The sequence below is a fragment of the Neotabrizicola sp. VNH66 genome (assembly GCF_049445895.1).
In the GTDB taxonomy this organism is placed as follows: Bacteria; Pseudomonadota; Alphaproteobacteria; order Rhodobacterales; family Rhodobacteraceae; genus Pseudogemmobacter.
On sequence record NZ_JBMSDW010000009.1, the window covers coordinates 70,132 to 87,797 of the forward strand.

General features: G+C 66.6%; 18 protein-coding genes. 14 read left to right on the plus strand and 4 right to left on the minus strand.

What is annotated here, in order from left to right; all coding sequences use genetic code 11:
* Nucleotides 1-177: 177 nt before the first annotated feature.
* Nucleotides 178-609 carry a MerR family transcriptional regulator gene (locus tag ACO2Q5_RS14185; RefSeq protein WP_423292132.1) on the minus strand — a complete coding sequence of 144 codons (432 nt, stop codon included), beginning with the start codon at nucleotides 607-609 and terminating at the stop codon, nucleotides 178-180.
* 299 nt (nucleotides 610-908) lie between these two features.
* Between ACO2Q5_RS14185 and chrA the strand changes: the two genes are divergently transcribed.
* Nucleotides 909-2,276 (plus strand): chromate efflux transporter, encoded by a 1,368-nt coding sequence (gene chrA / locus ACO2Q5_RS14190; RefSeq protein ID WP_423292134.1) that lies wholly within the window; start codon nucleotides 909-911, stop codon nucleotides 2,274-2,276.
* 6 nt (nucleotides 2,277-2,282) lie between these two features.
* Here chrA and map read toward each other — a convergent pair whose 3' ends face one another.
* Nucleotides 2,283-3,032 (minus strand): type I methionyl aminopeptidase, encoded by a 750-nt coding sequence (map, locus tag ACO2Q5_RS14195; RefSeq protein ID WP_423292136.1) that lies wholly within the window; start codon nucleotides 3,030-3,032, stop codon nucleotides 2,283-2,285.
* Between the two features lie 130 nt (nucleotides 3,033-3,162).
* Between map and ACO2Q5_RS14200 the strand changes: the two genes are divergently transcribed.
* A complete protein-coding gene (locus tag ACO2Q5_RS14200; protein WP_423292138.1) occupies nucleotides 3,163-3,948 on the plus strand; it encodes an IclR family transcriptional regulator in 786 nt (261 codons plus the stop codon).
* 8 nt (nucleotides 3,949-3,956) lie between these two features.
* Here the strand turns inward: ACO2Q5_RS14200 and ACO2Q5_RS14205 are convergent, their stop codons facing one another.
* Nucleotides 3,957-5,048, minus strand: a complete 1,092-nt coding sequence (locus tag ACO2Q5_RS14205; RefSeq protein ID WP_423292140.1) for a lactonase family protein — start codon at nucleotides 5,046-5,048, stop codon at nucleotides 3,957-3,959.
* Nucleotides 5,049-5,216: 168 nt separating this feature from the next.
* Between ACO2Q5_RS14205 and ACO2Q5_RS14210 the strand changes: the two genes are divergently transcribed.
* The 8 genes from ACO2Q5_RS14210 (at nucleotide 5,217) to ACO2Q5_RS14245 (ending at nucleotide 12,920) form a co-directional block, all read left to right on the plus strand.
* The gene (locus tag ACO2Q5_RS14210; RefSeq protein ID WP_423292142.1) at nucleotides 5,217-6,401 is read left to right on the plus strand and encodes a substrate-binding domain-containing protein; all 1,185 of its coding nucleotides are present in this window, start codon (nucleotides 5,217-5,219) and stop codon (nucleotides 6,399-6,401) included.
* Between the two features lie 65 nt (nucleotides 6,402-6,466).
* Entirely contained in the window at nucleotides 6,467-7,210 is a 744-nt protein-coding gene (locus ACO2Q5_RS14215; RefSeq protein ID WP_423292144.1) for an ATP-binding cassette domain-containing protein, read from the plus strand.
* The gene (locus ACO2Q5_RS14220; RefSeq protein WP_423292146.1) at nucleotides 7,203-7,922 is read left to right on the plus strand and encodes an ATP-binding cassette domain-containing protein; all 720 of its coding nucleotides are present in this window, start codon (nucleotides 7,203-7,205) and stop codon (nucleotides 7,920-7,922) included. The genes ACO2Q5_RS14215 and ACO2Q5_RS14220 overlap by 8 nt, the downstream gene beginning before the upstream one ends.
* Nucleotides 7,922-8,854: an ABC transporter permease gene (locus tag ACO2Q5_RS14225; protein ID WP_423292148.1), complete on the plus strand. Its 933-nt coding sequence runs from the start codon at nucleotides 7,922-7,924 to the stop codon at nucleotides 8,852-8,854. The genes ACO2Q5_RS14220 and ACO2Q5_RS14225 overlap by 1 nt, the downstream gene beginning before the upstream one ends.
* The gene (locus ACO2Q5_RS14230; RefSeq protein WP_423292150.1) at nucleotides 8,851-9,807 is read left to right on the plus strand and encodes an ABC transporter permease; all 957 of its coding nucleotides are present in this window, start codon (nucleotides 8,851-8,853) and stop codon (nucleotides 9,805-9,807) included. The genes ACO2Q5_RS14225 and ACO2Q5_RS14230 overlap by 4 nt, the downstream gene beginning before the upstream one ends.
* A 262-nt stretch (nucleotides 9,808-10,069) precedes the next feature.
* On the plus strand, nucleotides 10,070-11,047 hold the full coding sequence (locus tag ACO2Q5_RS14235) for a C4-dicarboxylate TRAP transporter substrate-binding protein (protein WP_423292152.1): 978 nt from the start codon (nucleotides 10,070-10,072) through the stop codon (nucleotides 11,045-11,047).
* A 59-nt stretch (nucleotides 11,048-11,106) separates the two neighbouring features.
* Entirely contained in the window at nucleotides 11,107-11,610 is a 504-nt protein-coding gene (locus ACO2Q5_RS14240) for a TRAP transporter small permease (protein WP_423292154.1), read from the plus strand.
* Complete coding sequence (locus ACO2Q5_RS14245) at nucleotides 11,607-12,920, plus strand: TRAP transporter large permease (RefSeq protein ID WP_423292156.1); 1,314 nt, start codon at nucleotides 11,607-11,609, stop codon at nucleotides 12,918-12,920. The genes ACO2Q5_RS14240 and ACO2Q5_RS14245 overlap by 4 nt, the downstream gene beginning before the upstream one ends.
* Before the next feature lie 34 nt (nucleotides 12,921-12,954).
* On the opposite strand, the gene ACO2Q5_RS14250 is transcribed toward ACO2Q5_RS14245, so the two are convergent.
* Entirely contained in the window at nucleotides 12,955-13,824 is an 870-nt protein-coding gene (locus ACO2Q5_RS14250; RefSeq protein WP_423292158.1) for a glycosyltransferase family 2 protein, read from the minus strand.
* 109 nt (nucleotides 13,825-13,933) lie between these two features.
* On the opposite strand from ACO2Q5_RS14250, the gene miaB reads away from it, so the two are divergent.
* The 4 genes from miaB (at nucleotide 13,934) to ACO2Q5_RS14270 (ending at nucleotide 17,657) form a co-directional block, all read left to right on the plus strand.
* Nucleotides 13,934-15,250 carry a tRNA (N6-isopentenyl adenosine(37)-C2)-methylthiotransferase MiaB gene (gene miaB, locus ACO2Q5_RS14255; RefSeq protein WP_423292160.1) on the plus strand — a complete coding sequence of 439 codons (1,317 nt, stop codon included), beginning with the start codon at nucleotides 13,934-13,936 and terminating at the stop codon, nucleotides 15,248-15,250.
* Nucleotides 15,251-15,433: 183 nt separating this feature from the next.
* Complete coding sequence (locus ACO2Q5_RS14260; RefSeq protein WP_423292162.1) at nucleotides 15,434-15,994, plus strand: OmpA family protein; 561 nt, start codon at nucleotides 15,434-15,436, stop codon at nucleotides 15,992-15,994.
* A gap of 11 nt (nucleotides 15,995-16,005) precedes the next feature.
* On the plus strand, nucleotides 16,006-16,398 hold the full coding sequence (locus ACO2Q5_RS14265) for a hypothetical protein (protein WP_423292164.1): 393 nt from the start codon (nucleotides 16,006-16,008) through the stop codon (nucleotides 16,396-16,398).
* Nucleotides 16,399-16,649: 251 nt separating this feature from the next.
* On the plus strand, nucleotides 16,650-17,657 hold the full coding sequence (locus ACO2Q5_RS14270) for a PhoH family protein (protein ID WP_423292166.1): 1,008 nt from the start codon (nucleotides 16,650-16,652) through the stop codon (nucleotides 17,655-17,657).
* The last annotated feature ends 9 nt before the right edge of the window (nucleotides 17,658-17,666 follow it).

The following is a 17,666-nucleotide window of genomic DNA, read 5'->3' on the forward strand; positions in this document are numbered from 1 at the left end:
AACTATCGGCTGGCCCGGTAAAATTGCGAAGAAATCTGCGGTCCGGGCAGGCTGACTATAGCCGCTTTCGCAAATGCGGCAAGCCTCTCCGCAGGTGACGCGCCCTGCGATTTGCGGTGCCTCTGCGGTCCGGGATTGCACGGCGGGAGGGGTGATCCCTACCCGCCGGGGCCGGGATCAATGCGCGGGATCGGCGGGATGATCGTGGCCGCACAGCGCGTGGTTGCCCAGAACCTCGATCACGCGGCAGTCGGAAATCGTGCCGTGGCTGCATTGCGCGACCATCCGCTCCAGCTCGGTCGCCAGCGATTGCAGCCGGGCGATGCGCTGGCGCACATCCTGCAGCTGGCGCCGCGCCACCGCATCGGCGGCGGCACAGGACTGGCCCGGCTGATCCTGAAGGCCCAGAAGCGCGCGGATCGCCTCCAGCGGAAAGCCAAGGTCGCGGGCGTGGCGGATGAAGGACAGCCGCTCCAGCATCGCCTTGCCATAGAGTCGCTGGTTGCCGCTGCTGCGCTCGGCCTCGGGCAGGAGGCCGATCTGTTCGTAGTAGCGGATCGTCGGCACCTTGACGCCCGCCGCCTCGCCCAGTTTTCCGATGGTCAGCATCGGGGCCTCCTTTATCTATAGCTTCTGGAGATATTAGGTGTCCGCACCGGCCCGGACAAGGGACCCGGGCGCGACATGACGGCGCGGTGACCGTTTCGTAACGGATGCGGTCTGCGGCTTGACAGGAGGCGGAGCTTGACCGGACAAGCGGCGGGCTGGCGGCCCGCCCGGGGTCCGCCCAGATGAACCGGGTTCGCCCAGCACAGGAGCAAGGCCTTGCCCCCGATCCACCTCTCGCGCCATCTTGCCCCCGCAGGCCCCGCAGGCCCCGCAGGCCCCGCAGGCCCGGAGATTCGGCAATGACCGCGCCTTCCGCTGTCCCCACTCTGGCCGAGGCGGCGAAGGTCTGGGCGCGGATCGCGGCCTTGTCCTTCGGCGGCCCTGCCGGGCAGATCGCGGTCATGCACCGCGAACTGGTGGAGGAGCGGCGCTGGCTGGGCGAGGGGCGTTTCCTGCATGCGCTGAATTTCTGCATGCTGCTGCCCGGGCCAGAGGCGCAGCAGCTGGCCACCTATATCGGCTGGCTGATGCACGGGGTGCGCGGCGCCTTGGTCGCGGGCCTGCTGTTCATCCTGCCGGGCCTTGTGGCGATCATGGCGCTAAGCTGGATCTACGCCGTCTGGGGTGAAGTCGGCTTCGTCTCGGCGTTGTTCTTCGGATTGAAGGCGGCTGTGCTGGCCATCGTGTTGCAGGCGGTGGTGCGGGTGGGCAGGCGCGCGTTAAAGAATGGCGCGATGCTGGCCCTGGCGGCCGCGTCTTTCGTGGCGATCTTTGCCTTCGGCCTGCCGTTCCCGCTGATCGTGGCCCTGGCGGCCATCATCGGCTGGGCCGGTGCCAAGGCCGGGTTGACGGCGTTTCACGGTGGCGGTGGCCACGACCCTTCGGGCAAGGGGGGCGTGGCCGATGCCGAAACCCTGCTGGGCGAAGGCCATGGCGACCTCAGCGGTGCGGCCCGGGCAGGGGCGTTCCGCGCGGGTGTGGTGGCGCTGATCCTGTGGCTTCTGCCGGTGGGCCTGCTGCTGGCGCTGGCGCCGGGCAGCGTCTTCACCGACATCGCGGCCTATTTCTCAAAACTGGCGGTGCTGACCTTCGGTGGCGCCTATGCGGTTCTGGCATGGGTCGCGCAGGAGGCCGTGGGCACCTATGGCTGGCTTGCCCCGGGCGAGATGCTGGACGGGCTGAGCATGGCGGAAACCACGCCCGGCCCGCTGATCATGGTCTTGCAATTCGTGGGATTCATGGGTGCCTTCCGTGAGGCGGGCTGGGCCGCGCCCCTGCTGGCGGGCAGCCTTGGCGGGCTTCTGGCCACATGGGTGACCTTTGCGCCCTGCTTCGCCTGGATCTTCCTTGGCGCCCCGTTCATGGAGCGGCTGCGGACGAACCGGGCGCTGTCGGCCGCGCTGTCGGCAGTGACGGCGGCGGTGGTGGGCGTGATCCTGAACCTGTCGCTGTGGTTTGCCATCCATGTCGTCTGGCGCGCAGTGACGCGGATCGAGGCGGGGCCGCTGTCGCTGGAGCTGCCGGTCCTGTCCTCCATCGACTGGACGGCCGCTGCGCTCTCTGCGCTGGCGCTGCTGGCGGTGTTCCGGCTGAAGCTTGGCATGGCCACCGTTCTGGCGGGATCGGCCGCGCTTGGCCTTGCGCTGCATCTGGCCGGGCTGGTGTAGCGCCGGTCAGCCCGGAACGGTGACGACCAGCGGTCCGTTGCGGGTGGCGACGACCGTATGTTCGAACTGCACCGTTGCGGCCCGCGGGGTGCTGTAAAGGGTCCAGCCGTCCACGCCTTCCCTGGCCCAGAGCCCTCCCCGGGACAGGAACGGTTCGACCGTGATGACCTGCCCGTCGCGCAGCACGCGGCGGTCACCGCGGACGGGCCATGTCGGCACTTCGGTCGGGTCCTCATGCAGGGCGCGCCCCACGCCGTGGCTGGCCAGATTGCGGATCAGCGTATAGCCGCGGGCCTGCGCGAAGCGGCCGATGGCCTGCCCGATGCCGGCAAGGGGCCGCCCCGGCCGCACCTCGGCCACGCCGATCTGCATGGCGCGTTGCCCGTCGCGGCACAGCCGGTCCAGCGCAGGCGCGACCGGCTGCACCCGGAACGACCCGCCGTTGTCGGCAAAGAACCCGTCTTTCGAGGCGGAAACGTCGATGTTCACCAGATCGCCCGCCGCGATGACCCGGGGGCCGGGGATGCCATGGGCGATCTCCTCGTTCACGCTGATGCAGGTGGCGCCGGGAAAGCCATAAGTCGCCTCGGGCGCGGGGGTGGCGCCCGCGCGGTCCAGCGCGGCGCGGCCGATCTCGTCCAGCTCCTGCGTGGTCATGCCCGGTTCCATGGCGCGGGCCATCGCCAGCATCGTATTGGCCACGATCCGCCCGATCACGCGCAGGCCGTCCAGTTCGTCTTCGTTGGTCACGGTCATGTGCGGTCCTTCCGGGCGGGGAGGCCCGGACTATCGCGCAACAGGCCCTTTCTGCGCAAGGCGCAGCAGCCTCGACGTGGGGGGACGGGCGCTTTAGAGAGGACAGGGCAGAGCGTATGCGGAGGCAGCCATGGTGAAAGAGGCAAAGGCAACCGGAGCCGCCGCGCCCAAAAGCTATTCGGTGCCCGCGCTGACCAAGGCGCTGGATGTGCTGGAACTGTTGAGTGAACAGGCCAATTCCATGTCGCAGGCCGAGATCTGCCGTGCCCTTGGCCGCAGCGCCAGCGAGATTTTCCGGGTGCTCTCCGCGCTGGAGGCGCGACGTTACATCCGCCGCACGCAGGGCGGGCAATACCGGCTGACCCTGCGGCTTTTCGAACTCAGCCGCACCCATTCCCCCTATGAGGAATTGCTGCGGGTGGCGCTGCCCGTCATGCGCAACCTGTCGGAAGACCTGCGCGAGACCTGCCACCTGACCACGCTCCGCGATGGCGAGGTGGTGGTGCTGGCCCAGCATGAAAGCCCGAAGCCGGTGCGGCTGTCGGTCGAGGTGGGGTCGCGCCATTCGCCCTTGGCCACGGTTTCGGGGCGTATCCTGCTGTCCGCCATGGAGGAGGACGAACGGCGCGGGTTCCTGAGCGATTACACCGGCTTCGATGCGCGCCCGGAAGAAGAGCGGCTGTCCTTTCTGTCGCGGGTCGAGGCGGTCCGGGCCCGCGGCTATGAAACGGCCGAGGGCGAGCGGTTCGTTGGCGGTGTCGATGTGGGGGTGCTGATCGGCACGCCGCAGGGCCAGATTCGGGCGGCGCTGATCGTGGCGCTGCTGCGCGGCCCGGTGGCGCCGGATGTGGCGGCGATTGCCGAAGCCGTCCGCCGTGCGGGCGCCACCATCGCAGACCGGCTGGGTCTGGGCTGACGCCGGGTTCAGCCCGCCGCGAACTTCACGCACATCGGCGTCCCGATCTCCAGCGCCGCACCGGTATCGGTCAGCGCGCCGGTTGCGGCATCGCGGGCCAGCACCGTCACCCGGTCGGAATTCTGGTTCGCCACCAGAAGATGCCGGCCCGAGGGCGTCAGCGCCAGGTTGCGCGGCGTCCGCCCGCCACAGGGGGTGTGGCCCTGCGGGGTCAGCCGCCCGTCCTCTTCCACCGCAAAGACGGCGATGCTGTCATGGCCGCGGTTGCCCGCATAAAGGAACCGCCCGTCCGGCGAAATCTGGAGGTCAGAGCAATGGCTGTCTGCGGCCCCCGGGGGCAGGGCGGGTTGATGGTCCAGCGCTGTCAGCCCGCCGCCGACCGGGTCCAAGGCAAAGGCGGTGACGGTCGAATCCAGTTCGTTGATGACGAAGACCAGCCGCCCGCCCGGATGCAGTGCCACATGCCGCGGCCCGGCGCCGGGGGCGGTCGGGCTTTCGGCAAGGCGCGACGGCGCCCCGTCCGGGCCGATGGCATAGGTCACCAGCCGGTCGGTCCCCAGATCGGCCACGATCACCCGCCCGCCGCCGATCACCTCGGTCGCGCTGTGGGCGTGGGAGCGTTCCTGCCGGTCGGGGTTCGGGCCGCTGCCCTGATGCGCCACGCTGGCCACCGCCGGGGACAGCGCGCCATCCGCCCGCAGGTCATAGACCACGAAGGACTGATCCGGCCCGCCGCTGCCTACGGTGTAGTTTGCCACGAACAACCGCCGTCCATCGCGCGAAATCATATTGTGCGCGGCGATGCTGCCAAGGGTTGGCTGGGTGTTCAGATAATCCAGCCGCCCGGTAGGTGGATCGAAGGCAAAGGCGGTCACCAGCCCTTCCTTCCAGTCCGCCACCTCGGAATTGGCATAGATCCGGCGGCCATCGGGGGTGATGGACAGAAAGGTGGGGTTTTCGACCTGCGGATACTGCGCCAGACGGCGGAAGGTCAGCGCCTCTTCGTCAAAGCCCCAGACCGAAAGGCCGTCGCCGCGCGCGCCCTGAAAATAGGGCGCCTCGCGGTTCAGCGTGCCCAGTGCCAGCAGAAGTTCAGCCATGATTTCCCCCCTTTGCCCGGGGCGCAGGCAGGGCCTGTCACCGGGGCGTTTCCGCCAGAGTCTAGCCCGCACCGGACCGCTGCCGCAATCCGCAGGCTTGCGTTGACTTTTCGTAAGTAAAATGACTATTCATATGTGATACAAGTCTGATCTGGGAGGAGGAAGACGATGAAGGCTCCGATCCGCGGTATTCTGACCGCAACGGCGCTGCTGGCGGCGCTGCCCGTGGCCGCGCAGACGGTGGAAGAGACGATTGCCAAGCTGCCCGAGGTGCTGCGGTCGCAATACGAAGGCGCACCGCAGGTGGTGACGCCCGGCCCGCTGGCCGATTTCACGCCCAAGGCCAAGCCCTACAAATGGTGCCATTCCGAAAGCTATCAGGGGAACCCGTGGCGCGTGTCCGTCACGGCGGAACTGAAGCGGCTGGTCGACGGTCTGATCGCGGCGGGCGTGGTCAGCGATTTCGAAGTGTCCGATTCCAACGGCGATGTGGGCCAGCAGATCAGCCAGATCCGCGCCTTCATCGACAAGGGTTGCGGGATCATCACCTCGATCCCCGGTTCGGCCACCGGCCTCGATGAGGCGATTGCGGCGGCTTCGGCGGCGGGCATTCCCTTTGTCACCGCGGCGGGTTCGGTCACCGCACCTTCGGCGGTGAATGTGGACAGCAACTATTCCCGCTGGGGCTATGAGATGATGGACGCCATCGGCAAGGCGCTGCCCGAAGGCGGCAATGTGCTGATCGTCGAGGGCATCGCCGGGCACCCGATCGTCGCGCAGGAACGGGCGGGCGCCGATGCGGCCATGGCCAATTACCCCGCGCTGAAAGTGTCGCGCGTGGTGAACGGCGACTGGACCGCGAATGTGACGAAGACCGTCGTGCTGCAGACGCTGGCGACCAACCCCGCGCCGATTGATGCGGTCTGGTCTGCCGGTTCCGAATCCCGCGTGATTGCCGAGGCTTTTGCCGAAGCCGGGCGTCCGGTGCCGCTGATCACCGGTTCGATCACCGGCGATGCCTTGGGCTACTGGAAGGCCAACCCCGAAGGCTACCGCTTCGAAGGCCATGCGGTGCTGCCGGGCTGGACCGCGCAGACGCTGTTCCGGGTCGCCGCGCGGATCATGGAGGGGCAGAAGCCCGTCCTGAACACGCTGATGATCCCGCTGCCCCCGGTGCATGAGGCCGATCTGGCCGGCTGGTATCAGGACTGCATGACGCCGGATGCGGTGTCCGTCTTCCCGGTGCCGCCCACCGATCCGGTGGCTGAGGCCGATCTGGACGCCTATTTCAGCAATCCCGCGCCCACGCCGGGCTGGGATTATGCCGCCGTGCCGGGCGCCTGCGCGCAATGACGCTTTCGCCGCCCCTTCGGGGGCGGCATCTTCCTTCCTGCCAGACGCCCCTTCCGGAGCCGCCGATGCTGACGATCTCGGGCCTGTCCAAACGCTATGGCGAGACCGTGGCGCTGGACCGGGCGACCATTTCCTTCCGGGCGGGGACCGTCCACACCATTCTGGGCGAAAACGGCTCGGGCAAATCGACCTTGGTCAAGCTTCTGTCCGGCATCGTGCTGCCCGATGCGGGTGAGATCACGTTCGAGGGCCGCCCCGTCACCGCGCGCAACCCGGCGGCGTTTCAGGCCGCGGGCTTTGCCACCGCCTTTCAGGAGGTGCTGATCGCGCCCGACCGCAGCGTGACGGACAATATCCTGCTGGGGCTGGACGGCCTGTTTACCCGCCGCATTCCGCGCGGGCAAAGGCGGGACCGGGCGGCGGCCGTGCTGGCGCAGTTCGCCCGCACGCCCATCGACCTTGACGCGCCTGCCGGATCGCTGCCCCTGGCGGCGCAGCAGCTGGTGGTGCTGGCCCGCGCCGTGGCCAGGGGTCCGCGGGTGCTGATCCTGGACGAGATCACCGCCGCGCTGGATTTTGCCGACCGCGAGTCGGTCTTTGCCTTCATGCGGCAACGCGCCGGGGCGGGGGGCCTGATCCTGTTCATCACCCACCGGATGGATGAGGTGATGGCTTTGTCAGACGATATCTCGGTCCTCCGCTCGGGCCGGGTGGTGGTGACGCAGACCCGCGAGGTGTCTACCCCCGCGGGCCTGCTGCGGCTGATGGCGCCGCAGACCGCCCAAGAGATGGAGGCGCATCATGCCTGACCTCAGCATCCGCGACCTGTCGCTGCGCCCCGGGGCGGCGTCCCTCTCCACCTCTGTGCGCGGGGGAGAGATTCTTGGCCTCGCCGGGCTGGACGGCCACGGGCAGGACGTGTTCCTGCGCGTGCTGGCCGGGCTGGAGCGGACCGCGGGCCGGGTGGAACTGGACGGCGCCCGGATCGCGTCTTTCACAGAGGCCGAGCGGAATGCCGTGGTCTATGTCCCGCGCGACCGGCGGACGACCGGCATCTTTCCGGGCCTGTCCATCCTCGACAACTTCGCCATCGCCACCGCCGGGCAGGACCGCCGCGGCCCCTTCATCAGCGCCCGCGCGCGTCGCGCCCGCTATGACCACTGGAAAGAGCGGCTGAAGATCGTGGCGCCGTCACCCGAGGCACCGATCACCGCGCTGTCAGGCGGCAATCAGCAGAAGGTGCTTCTGGCCCGCGCTTTGGCCCGCGATCCCAAGGTTCTTTTGCTGAACGACCCCACCCGCGGTGTCGATGTGGCCACGCGGCATGTGCTTTACGACCTGTTCCGCGATCTGGCGGCTGAGGGGATGGCGCTGGTCATCCTGTCCTCGGAAATCGAGGAGATACTGGTGCTGTGCCACCGGGTGCTGGTCTTCCGCGACCACGCCCTTGCGGCGGAAATGACAGGGGATGCGATGCGGACCGAAACGGTGATCGCCGCCATGTTCGGGCGGGCCGCCTGATGGCGCGGCTGGGACGCTATGGCTTTGGCCTGATCATTCTGGCGGTGCTGTTGGTCGCCAATCTGGTGATGAACCCGGCGCGTTTTGCGCCCGCGGCCTGGGGCACGCTTCTGGGCATGTCTGCACCGCTGATCGGGGCGGCCTTGGCCTCCACCCCGGTCATTCTGGCCGGGCGCGGCGGGATCGACATTTCGGTGGGGCCGGTCATGGCGCTGGTCGGTGCGGTGGTGATCAAGGTGCTGTATCTGGACCACGGGATGTCCTCGCCCTTCCTCCTCTGGCCCGCGGCGCTGCTGATCGGCGGAGCGATCGGGGCCTTCAACGGATTCATGGCCACGGTCGTGCGGGTGCAGCCCATCGTGGCGACGCTGGGCACCTATCTGATCCTTGGCGGGCTGACGCTGACCATCCTGCCCGCCCCGCTGGGGCCGGCGCCCGACTGGCTGAAGGCGATGGCGGGCGGGTGGAGTTTCCTGCCCCTTGGCCTGATCGCGCTTCTGTGGTGGGGTCTGACCCGGACACCGTTTCACGATCAGCTGATGGCCACCGGCAGCGATGACCGGGCGGCCTATACCGCGGGGGTGCCGGTGTCGCTGGTGCGGTTTCTGGCCTATGTGCTGACCGGGCTTCTGGCCGGGGCGGCGGGCATGATGCTGACCGCGCTGATCGGCTCGGCCGATCCGAAGGTGGGGGCGAATTACACGCTGATCGCCATTGCCGCCGTGGCTTTGGGCGGGGTCAGCCTTGCGGGCGGCAGGGGCGGGCTTCTGGGCGCGGCCATCGGGGCGGCGGATATCTTCCTGCTGCAAAGCCTGCTGACCGCTTTCAACGTCTCGACCTATGTCCTGCAGGTGGCCTATGGCACGGTCCTTGTGGCCGCCGTGGTGCTGATCGCGCTGCAGGACCGGCAAACCGCGCGGAGCCACGCATGAAGATCACCCCGATGACCGCGCGCATTCTGGGCGCCTTCGCCGTGGCCGCCGCCCTGCACGCCATCGGCAACGCGCTGATCCCCGGCTATTCGGCGCCCTTTGCCATCCGCGCCATGCTGGTGATCGCGGCGCTGCTGGCGGTGGCCTCGGTCGGGCAGACGCTGGTGGTGATCCTGGGCGGGATCGACCTGTCCATTCCCTTTGTCATCGGCTTCGCCAATGTGGTGGCGGCACAGCTGTACGGGCAGGGCTGGCCTTTCGGGCTGGTCTGTCTGGTGGTCTTCGGGCTGGCGGCGATGATCGGCGCGGTGAACGGCGCGCTGTCGCGCGGGCTGAACCTGCATCCGCTGATCGTGACTTTGGGCATCGGCATGATCGTGCAGGGACTGGTCCTGATCTGGACCAAGGGCTTCCCCTCCGGCTCGGCCCCGAAGGCGGTGTCGGCCTTCGTCTCCATCGGTGGCAGTTTCGGCCCCTTGCCGGTGCCCGCGCTGATCCCGGCGCTGGCGGTGCTGACGCTCGGCATCGTGCTGGTGCTGGCGCGCACGCCCTATGGGCGGCAGCTTTACGCGCTCGGCTCCAATCTCGGTGCGGCGCCCTATGCGCTGATCCGGCCCCTGCGGATCTGGACGCTGACCTTCGCCGCCTCGGCTGTGTTTGCCGCGCTGGCGGGGGTGCTGCTGCTGGGCTTCACCGGGTCGGCTTACGGCGATGTGGGCCAGCCCTATCTGTTCCAGACCATCGCCGCAGTGGTGGTCGGCGGGGCGGCGCTGGTGGGCGGGCGGGGCAGCTATATCGGCACGATTGCCGGGGTTCTCGTCCTGACCGAGATCAATACCCTGCTGATCGGGCTGAATTTTTCGCCCGCATCGGTGCAAGCGGCCTTTGGCGCGATCATCCTGCTGCTCGTCTCGCTTTACGGGCGGGAACGGCACTTCCGCACCACTGTCTGACAGGGCCGGAAAGGTCAGAACCGCCCGCGCAGCCTGCGGGCGGCTTTGGCATGGCTATGGGCAACATCCAATCTCTAATAAAAAATCATATCACATATAAAATCTTCTTGAGCGGAGGACGGGGATGCGCGAACACTCTTCGCCATCCGCTTTCATCTGAGAGAATGATTCTCCGCAAAGAGCGGGCCGCGGAGAGCTCCGCGCGGGCAAGGGGGATGGACCCGCCCGCCGGAACGGCGAAATCACCGGGAGGAGGACCCGAATGAAACTTGTGAAACTGCTGGCCGCGGCGGCGGCGATTGCCGTGGCGCTGCCCTCGCTGGGCCATGCCGAAAAGCTGCGTTTTACCACCTCGCAGGTGAATCCGGCCGAACCCATCGTGGTGGCGATGACCAAATTCGCCGAACGGGTGAATGCCCGCACCAATGGCGCGCTGGCGCTGGACGTGCTGACCGGCGACCAGCTGGGTCCGCAGAAGAAGGTCAATGAGATGATCTCCAGCGGCGCGACGCTGTTCGCCGCGACCGACTATGGCCAGCTGTCGCTGTTCGCCCCCGACATGGGTGTGATCGCCGGGCCTTACGTGTTCAAAGACGTGGCTGCGGCGGACAAGCTTTTCGCCTCGGAGGTGTTCAAGGAGATGGAAGCCGGGCTGGAGGCCAAGGGCTTCAAGGTGATCATGCCCTCGGGCCTGTTCGGCCTGCGCCATGTGATCGGGACGAAACCTTACCGCAGCCCGGCCGATATGGCGGGTGTGACGATCCGGGTGCCCAGTTCTCCGGTCATGGTGTCCACCTTCACCGCCTTCGGTGCGCGGCCGACGGAACTGCCGTGGGGCGATGTCTATAACGCGCTGCAATCCAATGTGGTGGACGCGGCCGAGGCGCCCTTCGGCTCCATCGCCGGGTCCAAGCTGCAGGAGACGCGCAAGGTCATCTCGAAGACCGGGCACCAGATGATGTTCACTGCCTGGGTGACCAGCAAGGTCTGGTTCGACGGGCTGGACGCCGAAACGCAGGCGATCCTGCTGGAAGAGGGCGCGGCCATCGCCAAGGAACTGACCGCGCTGACGCTGGAAACCGATGACCGCTATGCCGAGGAACTGAAGGCGCAGGGCGTGGAGATCATCGAGGATGTCGACGTGCCCGCCTTTCAGGAGGCTGCGAAGAACGCCTTCGACGCGGTGCCGGGCCTGACCCCGGGCATCGTGGACAAGGTCCGCGCCGTCGTCGCCGAATAAGCGCAACGCCCGCGCGGTCCCATGGGGGTCGCGCGGGTCCTGCAAGGAAGGAGCATCCGATGGAGGATGAAACCCAAGGCCCGCTTCTGCGCTGGCGCCGCTGGGACGAGGTGCTGGCCGCGGCCGCGCTTTTGGTGATCGTGCTGTCGATCACATGGGGTGTGGTCAGCCGCTATGTCCTGCCCACCCCCGCCGCATGGACCTATGAGGTGGCGGGCCTGTGCTTTGCCTGGCTGGTCTTCTTTGGTGCCATCGCGGGCGTCCGGCTGGGCACCCATGCCGCCATCGACGTGCTAGTCGATGCCCTGCCGATGGGCGCGCGCCGCGCCGTGGCGTGGTTCAACTATCTTCTGCTGGCCGCGCTGTTCCTGACGCTGGCGGTGATGTTCGTCAAACAGGCCATCGTGGCGCTGGACACCCGCACCGTCGCGCTGAACCTGTCGCGCGCCTGGTATTATGGCCCGCTTGCCGTCGCCTCGGCCGGGCTTTTCGTGCAGCATCTGATCTCGGACCGTCCGTGGCGGCCGGAGGTGCTGGACCGTCACGCGGATCCGATCATATGACCTTCATCCATCTTGCCGGCCCTGCGCTGGTCGTCACCCTGCTGTTTTTGCTGAAGACGCCGATCACATGGTCCATGGCCGTGGGCGCGCTGGCGTTTTTCCTGCTGAATATGGACATGATCCCGCTGTCCAACTTCGCGCAGGAAATGGCCGAGGGCAGCCAGTCCGTCTCGCTTCTGGCGCTGCCTTTGTTCGTGCTGGCGGGCTGCATCATGAATGCCTCGGGGATCACCCGGCGGCTGATCAACCTGGCCGATGTGCTGGTGGGACATATGGTGGGCGCGCTGGCGCAGATGTGCACCATTCTGGGCGTTCTGCTGGGCGGACTGACAGCCTCCAGCAATGCCGATGCCGCCATGCTGTCCAAGACACTGGGCAACCAGATGGTTCACAAGGGCTATTCCCGGGCCTTTGCGGCGGTGATCACCTCGTCGGCTTCGATCATCACGGCGCTGATCCCGCCGTCGATCGGGCTGATCATCTACGGCTACCTGTCCGAAACATCGATCGGGCGGCTTTTCGCGGCGGGGCTCTTGCCCGGGCTGGTGCTGGCCGTGGGGCTGATGGTCACGACGCGGATCGTCGCGGGCCGCCGGGGCTATCTGCCGCAGCGCGACAGCCGTGCCACCAGGGCCGAGGTCGGATCGGCCTTTTTCGACGGGCTCTGGGCGCTGTCGATCCCGGTCGTGATCATCGGCGGCACCCGCTATGGCCTGTTCACCACCACGGAATCCGGCGCCATCGTGGTGCTGTATGTCCTTTTCATCTCGCTGTTCGTCTATCGTGAGATGCGCTGGTCCGACCTGCCCAATGTGCTGGCCGAGGCCGCGCGGGATTCTGCCACGGTGATGGTCATGATCTGCGCCGCCGCGGCCTTCGGCTTCTACCTCAGCTGGGAGGCGGTGCCGCAAAGCATGTCGGGCTGGATCGCCGGGGTGACCGATGACCCGTTGCTGATGCTTCTTTTGATCAACATCGTGCTGATCATTCTGGGCACGGCCATCGAAGGTTCGGCCGCGCTGATCATCCTGACCCCGATGCTGATGCCCATCGTGAACAATGTGGGCATCGACCCGGTGCATTTCGGCATCGTCTTCATCACCAACCTGACGATTGCGGGGATCACGCCGCCGGTGGGCGGGATGATGTATATCTCCTCGCAAATCCTGAAGGTGCCGATGATGGACTATGCGCGCGAGGTGATGCCGTTCCTGCTGGCCATGCTGGTCGTGCTGGTTGTGCTGTCGGCCTTCCCGCAGATCTCGCTGTTCCTCCCGAACCTGATCTATGGCGGCGTGGGTGTGATGTAAGGCGGCGCCGGGCCGGTGGTGCAGGACGCTGCGTTCAGAACCACTGGCCCGGTTCCATCAGGCCCAGATCCATCAGCTGCTGGCTGTGCCATTCGAAGGGCACCGAATTGTGCCAGCGGAAATTGTGGATGTCGAAGCGGCTGCCGGGGTTCGAACGCAGCGCCTTGGCCGTGCGGAAGGAGCAGACCGCCGCGGTCAGGTTGTTGTGCCACGGGCAGGCATAGGTGTTGTACTCCTCATCGGTGAAGGTGAAATCCGGCCGCAGCCGTAGCCCCTTCTTTGCGCGAAACAGCGACACCCGGTCGATCTTGCGCCGGGTCCAGGGGATATGCTCCTCGAACCGCCAGCGCAGCCCGCCGAAAAAGTCCAGCTGGCGTTCCTTCGCGGCCCAGTTCCGCTCGGCATCCTTGCGGGCCAGCGAATAATAGCCCGAGCGGTCCAGATGCGCGTCCTCCAGCGACACCGCATTGCGGTGGCGGTCCAGATCGCCGGCATAAAGGTCGATCACATAGGACAGCATCGCATCGCGCCGTTCCTCGGTATGGAAGGACAGAAGATCCCGGATCGAGCGCGTCTCGCAGAACGGGAAGAACAGGAATTCGGCGTTGTAGCAGTAATAGATCCACTGTTCCGGCGCGGCATCGTTGATCCGGTTCACCGCGGCGGGCAAAGCGGCATCGGCATAGACGTCGTGATCCACCCGCTGGACCAGCGCCTCCACCTCCGGCGCAAGCGGCAGGTCGGCCGGGGCCAGCAGGATGACATGGCGAAATCCACTGGCCAGATGGTGGCGCAGGGTGGTGGCCAGTTCCACCCCGTCTTCGGCCATGACCACGGCCAGCGGACCCTGTGCCAGCACATCGGCAGAACGGTCGATGAATGTGTCCAGGCTGCCGTGCCGCATGATCCGCCCCGCGTTTTCCGCAGATTCCCCGAAGCCTTGCGCCAAGGCAAGGGGGCGGCGTTGCCCCTTCGGCCCAAGTTGTGTAAAAGCCGCCGGTCAGGAGGCCGCCATGACCGACGCCGCGAAGAAGCTTTTCATCAAGACCTATGGCTGTCAGATGAATGTCTACGACAGCGAGCGTATGGCCGAGGCCATGGGCGCCAAGGGCTATGTCACCACAGAGGTGCTGGAAGAGGCGGACATGGTTCTGCTGAACACCTGCCACATCCGGGAAAAGGCGTCCGAAAAGCTCTATTCCGACCTTGGCCGTCTGAAGCCGCTGAAACAGGCCCGCCCCGATCTGAAGGTGGGCGTCGCGGGCTGCGTGGCACAGGCCGAAGGGGCCGAGATCCTGAAGCGGATGCCGCTGGTCGATCTGGTCGTCGGCCCGCAGGCCTATCACCGCCTGCCCGAGATGGCCGAGGCGAAGGGCCAGGTCGTGGACACCGACTTCCCGCCCGAGGACAAGTTCGAACATCTGCCGGCGCGTAAGGCCTATCGCGGGCCGACCGCGTTTCTGACCGTGCAGGAAGGCTGCGACAAGTTCTGCGCCTTCTGCGTGGTGCCCTATACCCGCGGGGCCGAGGTCAGCCGCCCGGCCGACCGCCTGCTGCGCGAGGCGCGCGATCTGGTCGAACGCGGCGTGCGCGAGATCACGCTGCTGGGCCAGAACGTCAATGCTTACCATGGTGCAGGTGAGGGCGGGGACTGGGGCCTTGGTCGTCTGGTGCGGGAACTGGCCGCGATCGACGGGCTGGACCGCATCCGCTATACCACCAGCCACCCCAATGACATGGCCGACGACCTGATCGCCGCCCACGCCGAGGTGCCCGAGCTGATGCCCTATCTGCACCTGCCGGTTCAGTCGGGCAGCGACCGCATCCTGAAGGCGATGAACCGCAAGCACACGGCCGAGCAGTATCTGCGGCTGGTGGAGCGGATCCGGGCGGCGCGGCCGGACATCCTTCTGACCTCGGATTTCATCGTGGGCTTCCCGGGCGAGACGGACCGCGATTTTCAGGACACGATGGATCTGGTGCGGGCCGTGGGATATGGCGCGGCCTTCAGCTTCAAATATTCCGCCCGCCCCGGCACGCCTGCGGCGGAAAAGACCCCGGTCGCGGCCGAGGTGGCCGATGCCCGCCTGCAGGCGCTTCAGGCGCTGATCCTGGACCAGCAGCGCGCCGCGCAGGCCGCGATGGTCGGGCGCGAGGTGCAGGTGCTGTATGAAAAGGCGGGCCGCAAGCCCGGACAGATGGTGGGCAAGTCCGATCACCTGATGGCGGTGCATGTGGAGGATCCGGCCGGAAAGGTGGGCGATCTGGTCCGGGTGCGCGTCTCAGCTTCGGCGCCGAACTCCTTGGCGGCAGAGCGGATTTCAGCCTGACGGCAGCATTGTGGCGGGTTGTTTCCGGCATCGGGACAATCCGGACTTATCCACAGGATATGGTAGCAAGCCGCGGCGCCACCGCCACATAAATGCCTCAAACTGCAACGAATCCTCTTTACTTGACGGGAGTTCGTCGTCAATCCTGACCTTGCTGTCACAAGAACGTGTTGGGGGGTGGCTGTGAACAAGTTTTCACGCGCCGTGCGAATGATGATAGGGGCTGCCGCCCTTGCCGCCGGAATGACCGCAGGCTCTGCTGCCATGGCGCAGGAAGTTGTCGGTCAGATCGAATGGGGCGTCTGGGTCGATAACGACGGCTGTATGCACTGGTGGGCCGATGGCGGCCTTGAAGGCTATATGGTGCCGCGCCGCGATCCCAAGACCGGCAAGCCGGTCTGCCTGAAGAAGAACACCTGTCTGGTCGAGAACACCGATACCCTGTTCGCCACCGACAGCGCCAAGCTGACGGCCGACGGTCGTCGCAGGTTGCAGGGCTTCTTCAGCCAGGCGGGCGCCTTCGGTTACGCCATCTATGGCCATACCGACAGCCGCGCGTCGGATGAGTACAACATGGACCTGTCCAGCCGCCGCGCAAAGGCCGTGGGTGATGTGGCCCGGTCGGTCGGCGCTTCGGTCGAACGGCAGATCGGCTATGGCGAACGCCAGCCCATCGCCTCGAACAGCACCGCGGCCGGCATGGCGAAGAACCGCCGCGTCGAAATCGTTTGCTACCGGTGGTGAGAGAGATGGCCATGACGCTGAAAATCACGGGTGCGCTGCTGGGATCGGCTCTGTTGGCCGGATGTGTGGGCGGCGAGGGGTTCGAAGGAACCCGCGCCTATCGCGGGCCGGATTCGGTCATCGCCACGGGCGTGGACAAGGGGCGCGATTCCGGCGTTCTGGTCAATGGCGAGGCCGCCATCGCCTATGACCCGGACGGTTGCCAGAACTGGATCATGGATGACGGTCTGGAAGGCTATTCCAGCCCGCGCTACGACCCGGCCTCGGGCCTGCCGGTCTGCAACAATATCTATCCGCCGGGAACCGTGATCGCGGGGCCGAATGGCACCTATCAAACGGGGACCGAAGGCATCAAGGACCGCGTGCCGGGACCGGGCCGCAAGACGGTGGTGGTCAAGAAATAAGCATCTGCCCTGCGGGACAGGCGGGCCGCGGCGAAAGCTGCGGCCCTTGCTTTTTGTGGCGGATCAAGGGGCTGCGGCCCTTGTGCCATGGCCCCGCGCCCCCCATCTGCATTGAACTCGGGCGTTCGTGTCACACAGGATTGATCTTTGGGCGCAAGATGTAGTGGCGGCAAATAAAGGTCTTGCCAGATCGCGGGGACGGTCGCACGATTTCCCCAAGGCCCTTGGCAAGAAGCAGAAGGAGACCCTGATTGGGCATCAGCGCGCTGACCCCCCCGACCAAGCCTGAGGACATGGTTGAGACGCTCCTCGAATTTCCCGACAACCGGCTGTTGATCGAGCTATGCGGCGAATTCGACCGCAATCTTGCTCAGATCGAACATCAGCTTGGGGTGCACGTCCTGCGACGGGGGAACCGGCTGGCTGTTGTGGGTGAGAAAGGCGCGCGCGAACAGGCCTCCGCCGTTCTGCGCAGCCTTTATGCCCGTCTGGAAACCGGCCGCAACGTGGTGGCGGGCGATGTGGACGGTGCGTTGCGCATGGGCCGCCCGGTCGGCGCTGCCCCGGTGGGCGAGCAGATCGAACTGTTCTCTCCCGGAATGGAACTGCGCACCCGCAAAAAACCGATCGAGCCGCGGACCGAGGCGCAGAAGGCCTATGTCGCCAACCTGTTCCAGAACGAGCTGGGATTCGGCATCGGGCCTGCGGGCACCGGCAAGACCTATCTGGCGGTGGCCGTGGGCGTGACCATGTTCATCTCGGGCGCGGTGGAGAAGATCATCCTTTCCCGTCCCGCGGTGGAGGCGGGTGAGAGGCTTGGCTTCCTGCCCGGCGACATGAAGGAGAAGGTCGATCCCTACATGCAGCCGCTGTATGACGCGCTGAACGACTTCCTGCCGTCGAAGCAGGTGGAAAAGCTGATCGCGGAAAAGCGGATCGAGATCGCGCCCTTGGCCTTCATGCGCGGACGGACGTTGTCGAACGCCTTTGTCGTGCTGGATGAGGCGCAGAATGCCACCGGCATGCAGATGAAGATGTTCCTGACCCGTCTGGGCGAGGGCAGCCGCATGGTCATCACCGGCGACCGCACGCAGATCGACCTGCCGCGCGGCGTGCCCTCTGGTCTGGCCGAGGCGGAGCGGATCCTGAAGGGGGTCAAGGGTGTGACCTTCAACTACTTCACCGCCAAGGATGTGGTCCGGCACCCGCTGGTGGCCCGCATCATCGAGGCCTATGAAACGGACGAAGCCGGGTCCTGATCGGCCCTG

Excerpts from the sequence above, each read along its gene's own strand:
- ACO2Q5_RS14245 (WP_423292156.1), top strand. The coding sequence starts at position 11,607 with ATGACCTTCATCCATCTTGCCGGCCCTGCGCTGGTCGTCACCCTGCTG.
- ACO2Q5_RS14265 (WP_423292164.1), top strand. The coding sequence starts at position 16,006 with ATGACGCTGAAAATCACGGGTGCGCTGCTGGGATCGGCTCTGTTGGCC.
- map (WP_423292136.1), bottom strand. The coding sequence starts at position 3,032 with ATGACCGTGACCAACGAAGACGAACTGGACGGCCTGCGCGTGATCGGG.
- ACO2Q5_RS14210 (WP_423292142.1), top strand. The coding sequence starts at position 5,217 with ATGAAGGCTCCGATCCGCGGTATTCTGACCGCAACGGCGCTGCTGGCG.
- ACO2Q5_RS14185 (WP_423292132.1), bottom strand. The coding sequence starts at position 609 with ATGCTGACCATCGGAAAACTGGGCGAGGCGGCGGGCGTCAAGGTGCCG.
- ACO2Q5_RS14240 (WP_423292154.1), top strand. The coding sequence starts at position 11,107 with ATGGAGGATGAAACCCAAGGCCCGCTTCTGCGCTGGCGCCGCTGGGAC.
- chrA (WP_423292134.1), top strand. The coding sequence starts at position 909 with ATGACCGCGCCTTCCGCTGTCCCCACTCTGGCCGAGGCGGCGAAGGTC.
- ACO2Q5_RS14220 (WP_423292146.1), top strand. The coding sequence starts at position 7,203 with ATGCCTGACCTCAGCATCCGCGACCTGTCGCTGCGCCCCGGGGCGGCG.
- ACO2Q5_RS14225 (WP_423292148.1), top strand. The coding sequence starts at position 7,922 with ATGGCGCGGCTGGGACGCTATGGCTTTGGCCTGATCATTCTGGCGGTG.
- ACO2Q5_RS14205 (WP_423292140.1), bottom strand. The coding sequence starts at position 5,048 with ATGGCTGAACTTCTGCTGGCACTGGGCACGCTGAACCGCGAGGCGCCC.
- ACO2Q5_RS14250 (WP_423292158.1), bottom strand. The coding sequence starts at position 13,824 with ATGCGGCACGGCAGCCTGGACACATTCATCGACCGTTCTGCCGATGTG.
- ACO2Q5_RS14200 (WP_423292138.1), top strand. The coding sequence starts at position 3,163 with ATGGTGAAAGAGGCAAAGGCAACCGGAGCCGCCGCGCCCAAAAGCTAT.
- ACO2Q5_RS14215 (WP_423292144.1), top strand. The coding sequence starts at position 6,467 with ATGCTGACGATCTCGGGCCTGTCCAAACGCTATGGCGAGACCGTGGCG.
- miaB (WP_423292160.1), top strand. The coding sequence starts at position 13,934 with ATGACCGACGCCGCGAAGAAGCTTTTCATCAAGACCTATGGCTGTCAG.
- ACO2Q5_RS14230 (WP_423292150.1), top strand. The coding sequence starts at position 8,851 with ATGAAGATCACCCCGATGACCGCGCGCATTCTGGGCGCCTTCGCCGTG.
- ACO2Q5_RS14235 (WP_423292152.1), top strand. The coding sequence starts at position 10,070 with ATGAAACTTGTGAAACTGCTGGCCGCGGCGGCGGCGATTGCCGTGGCG.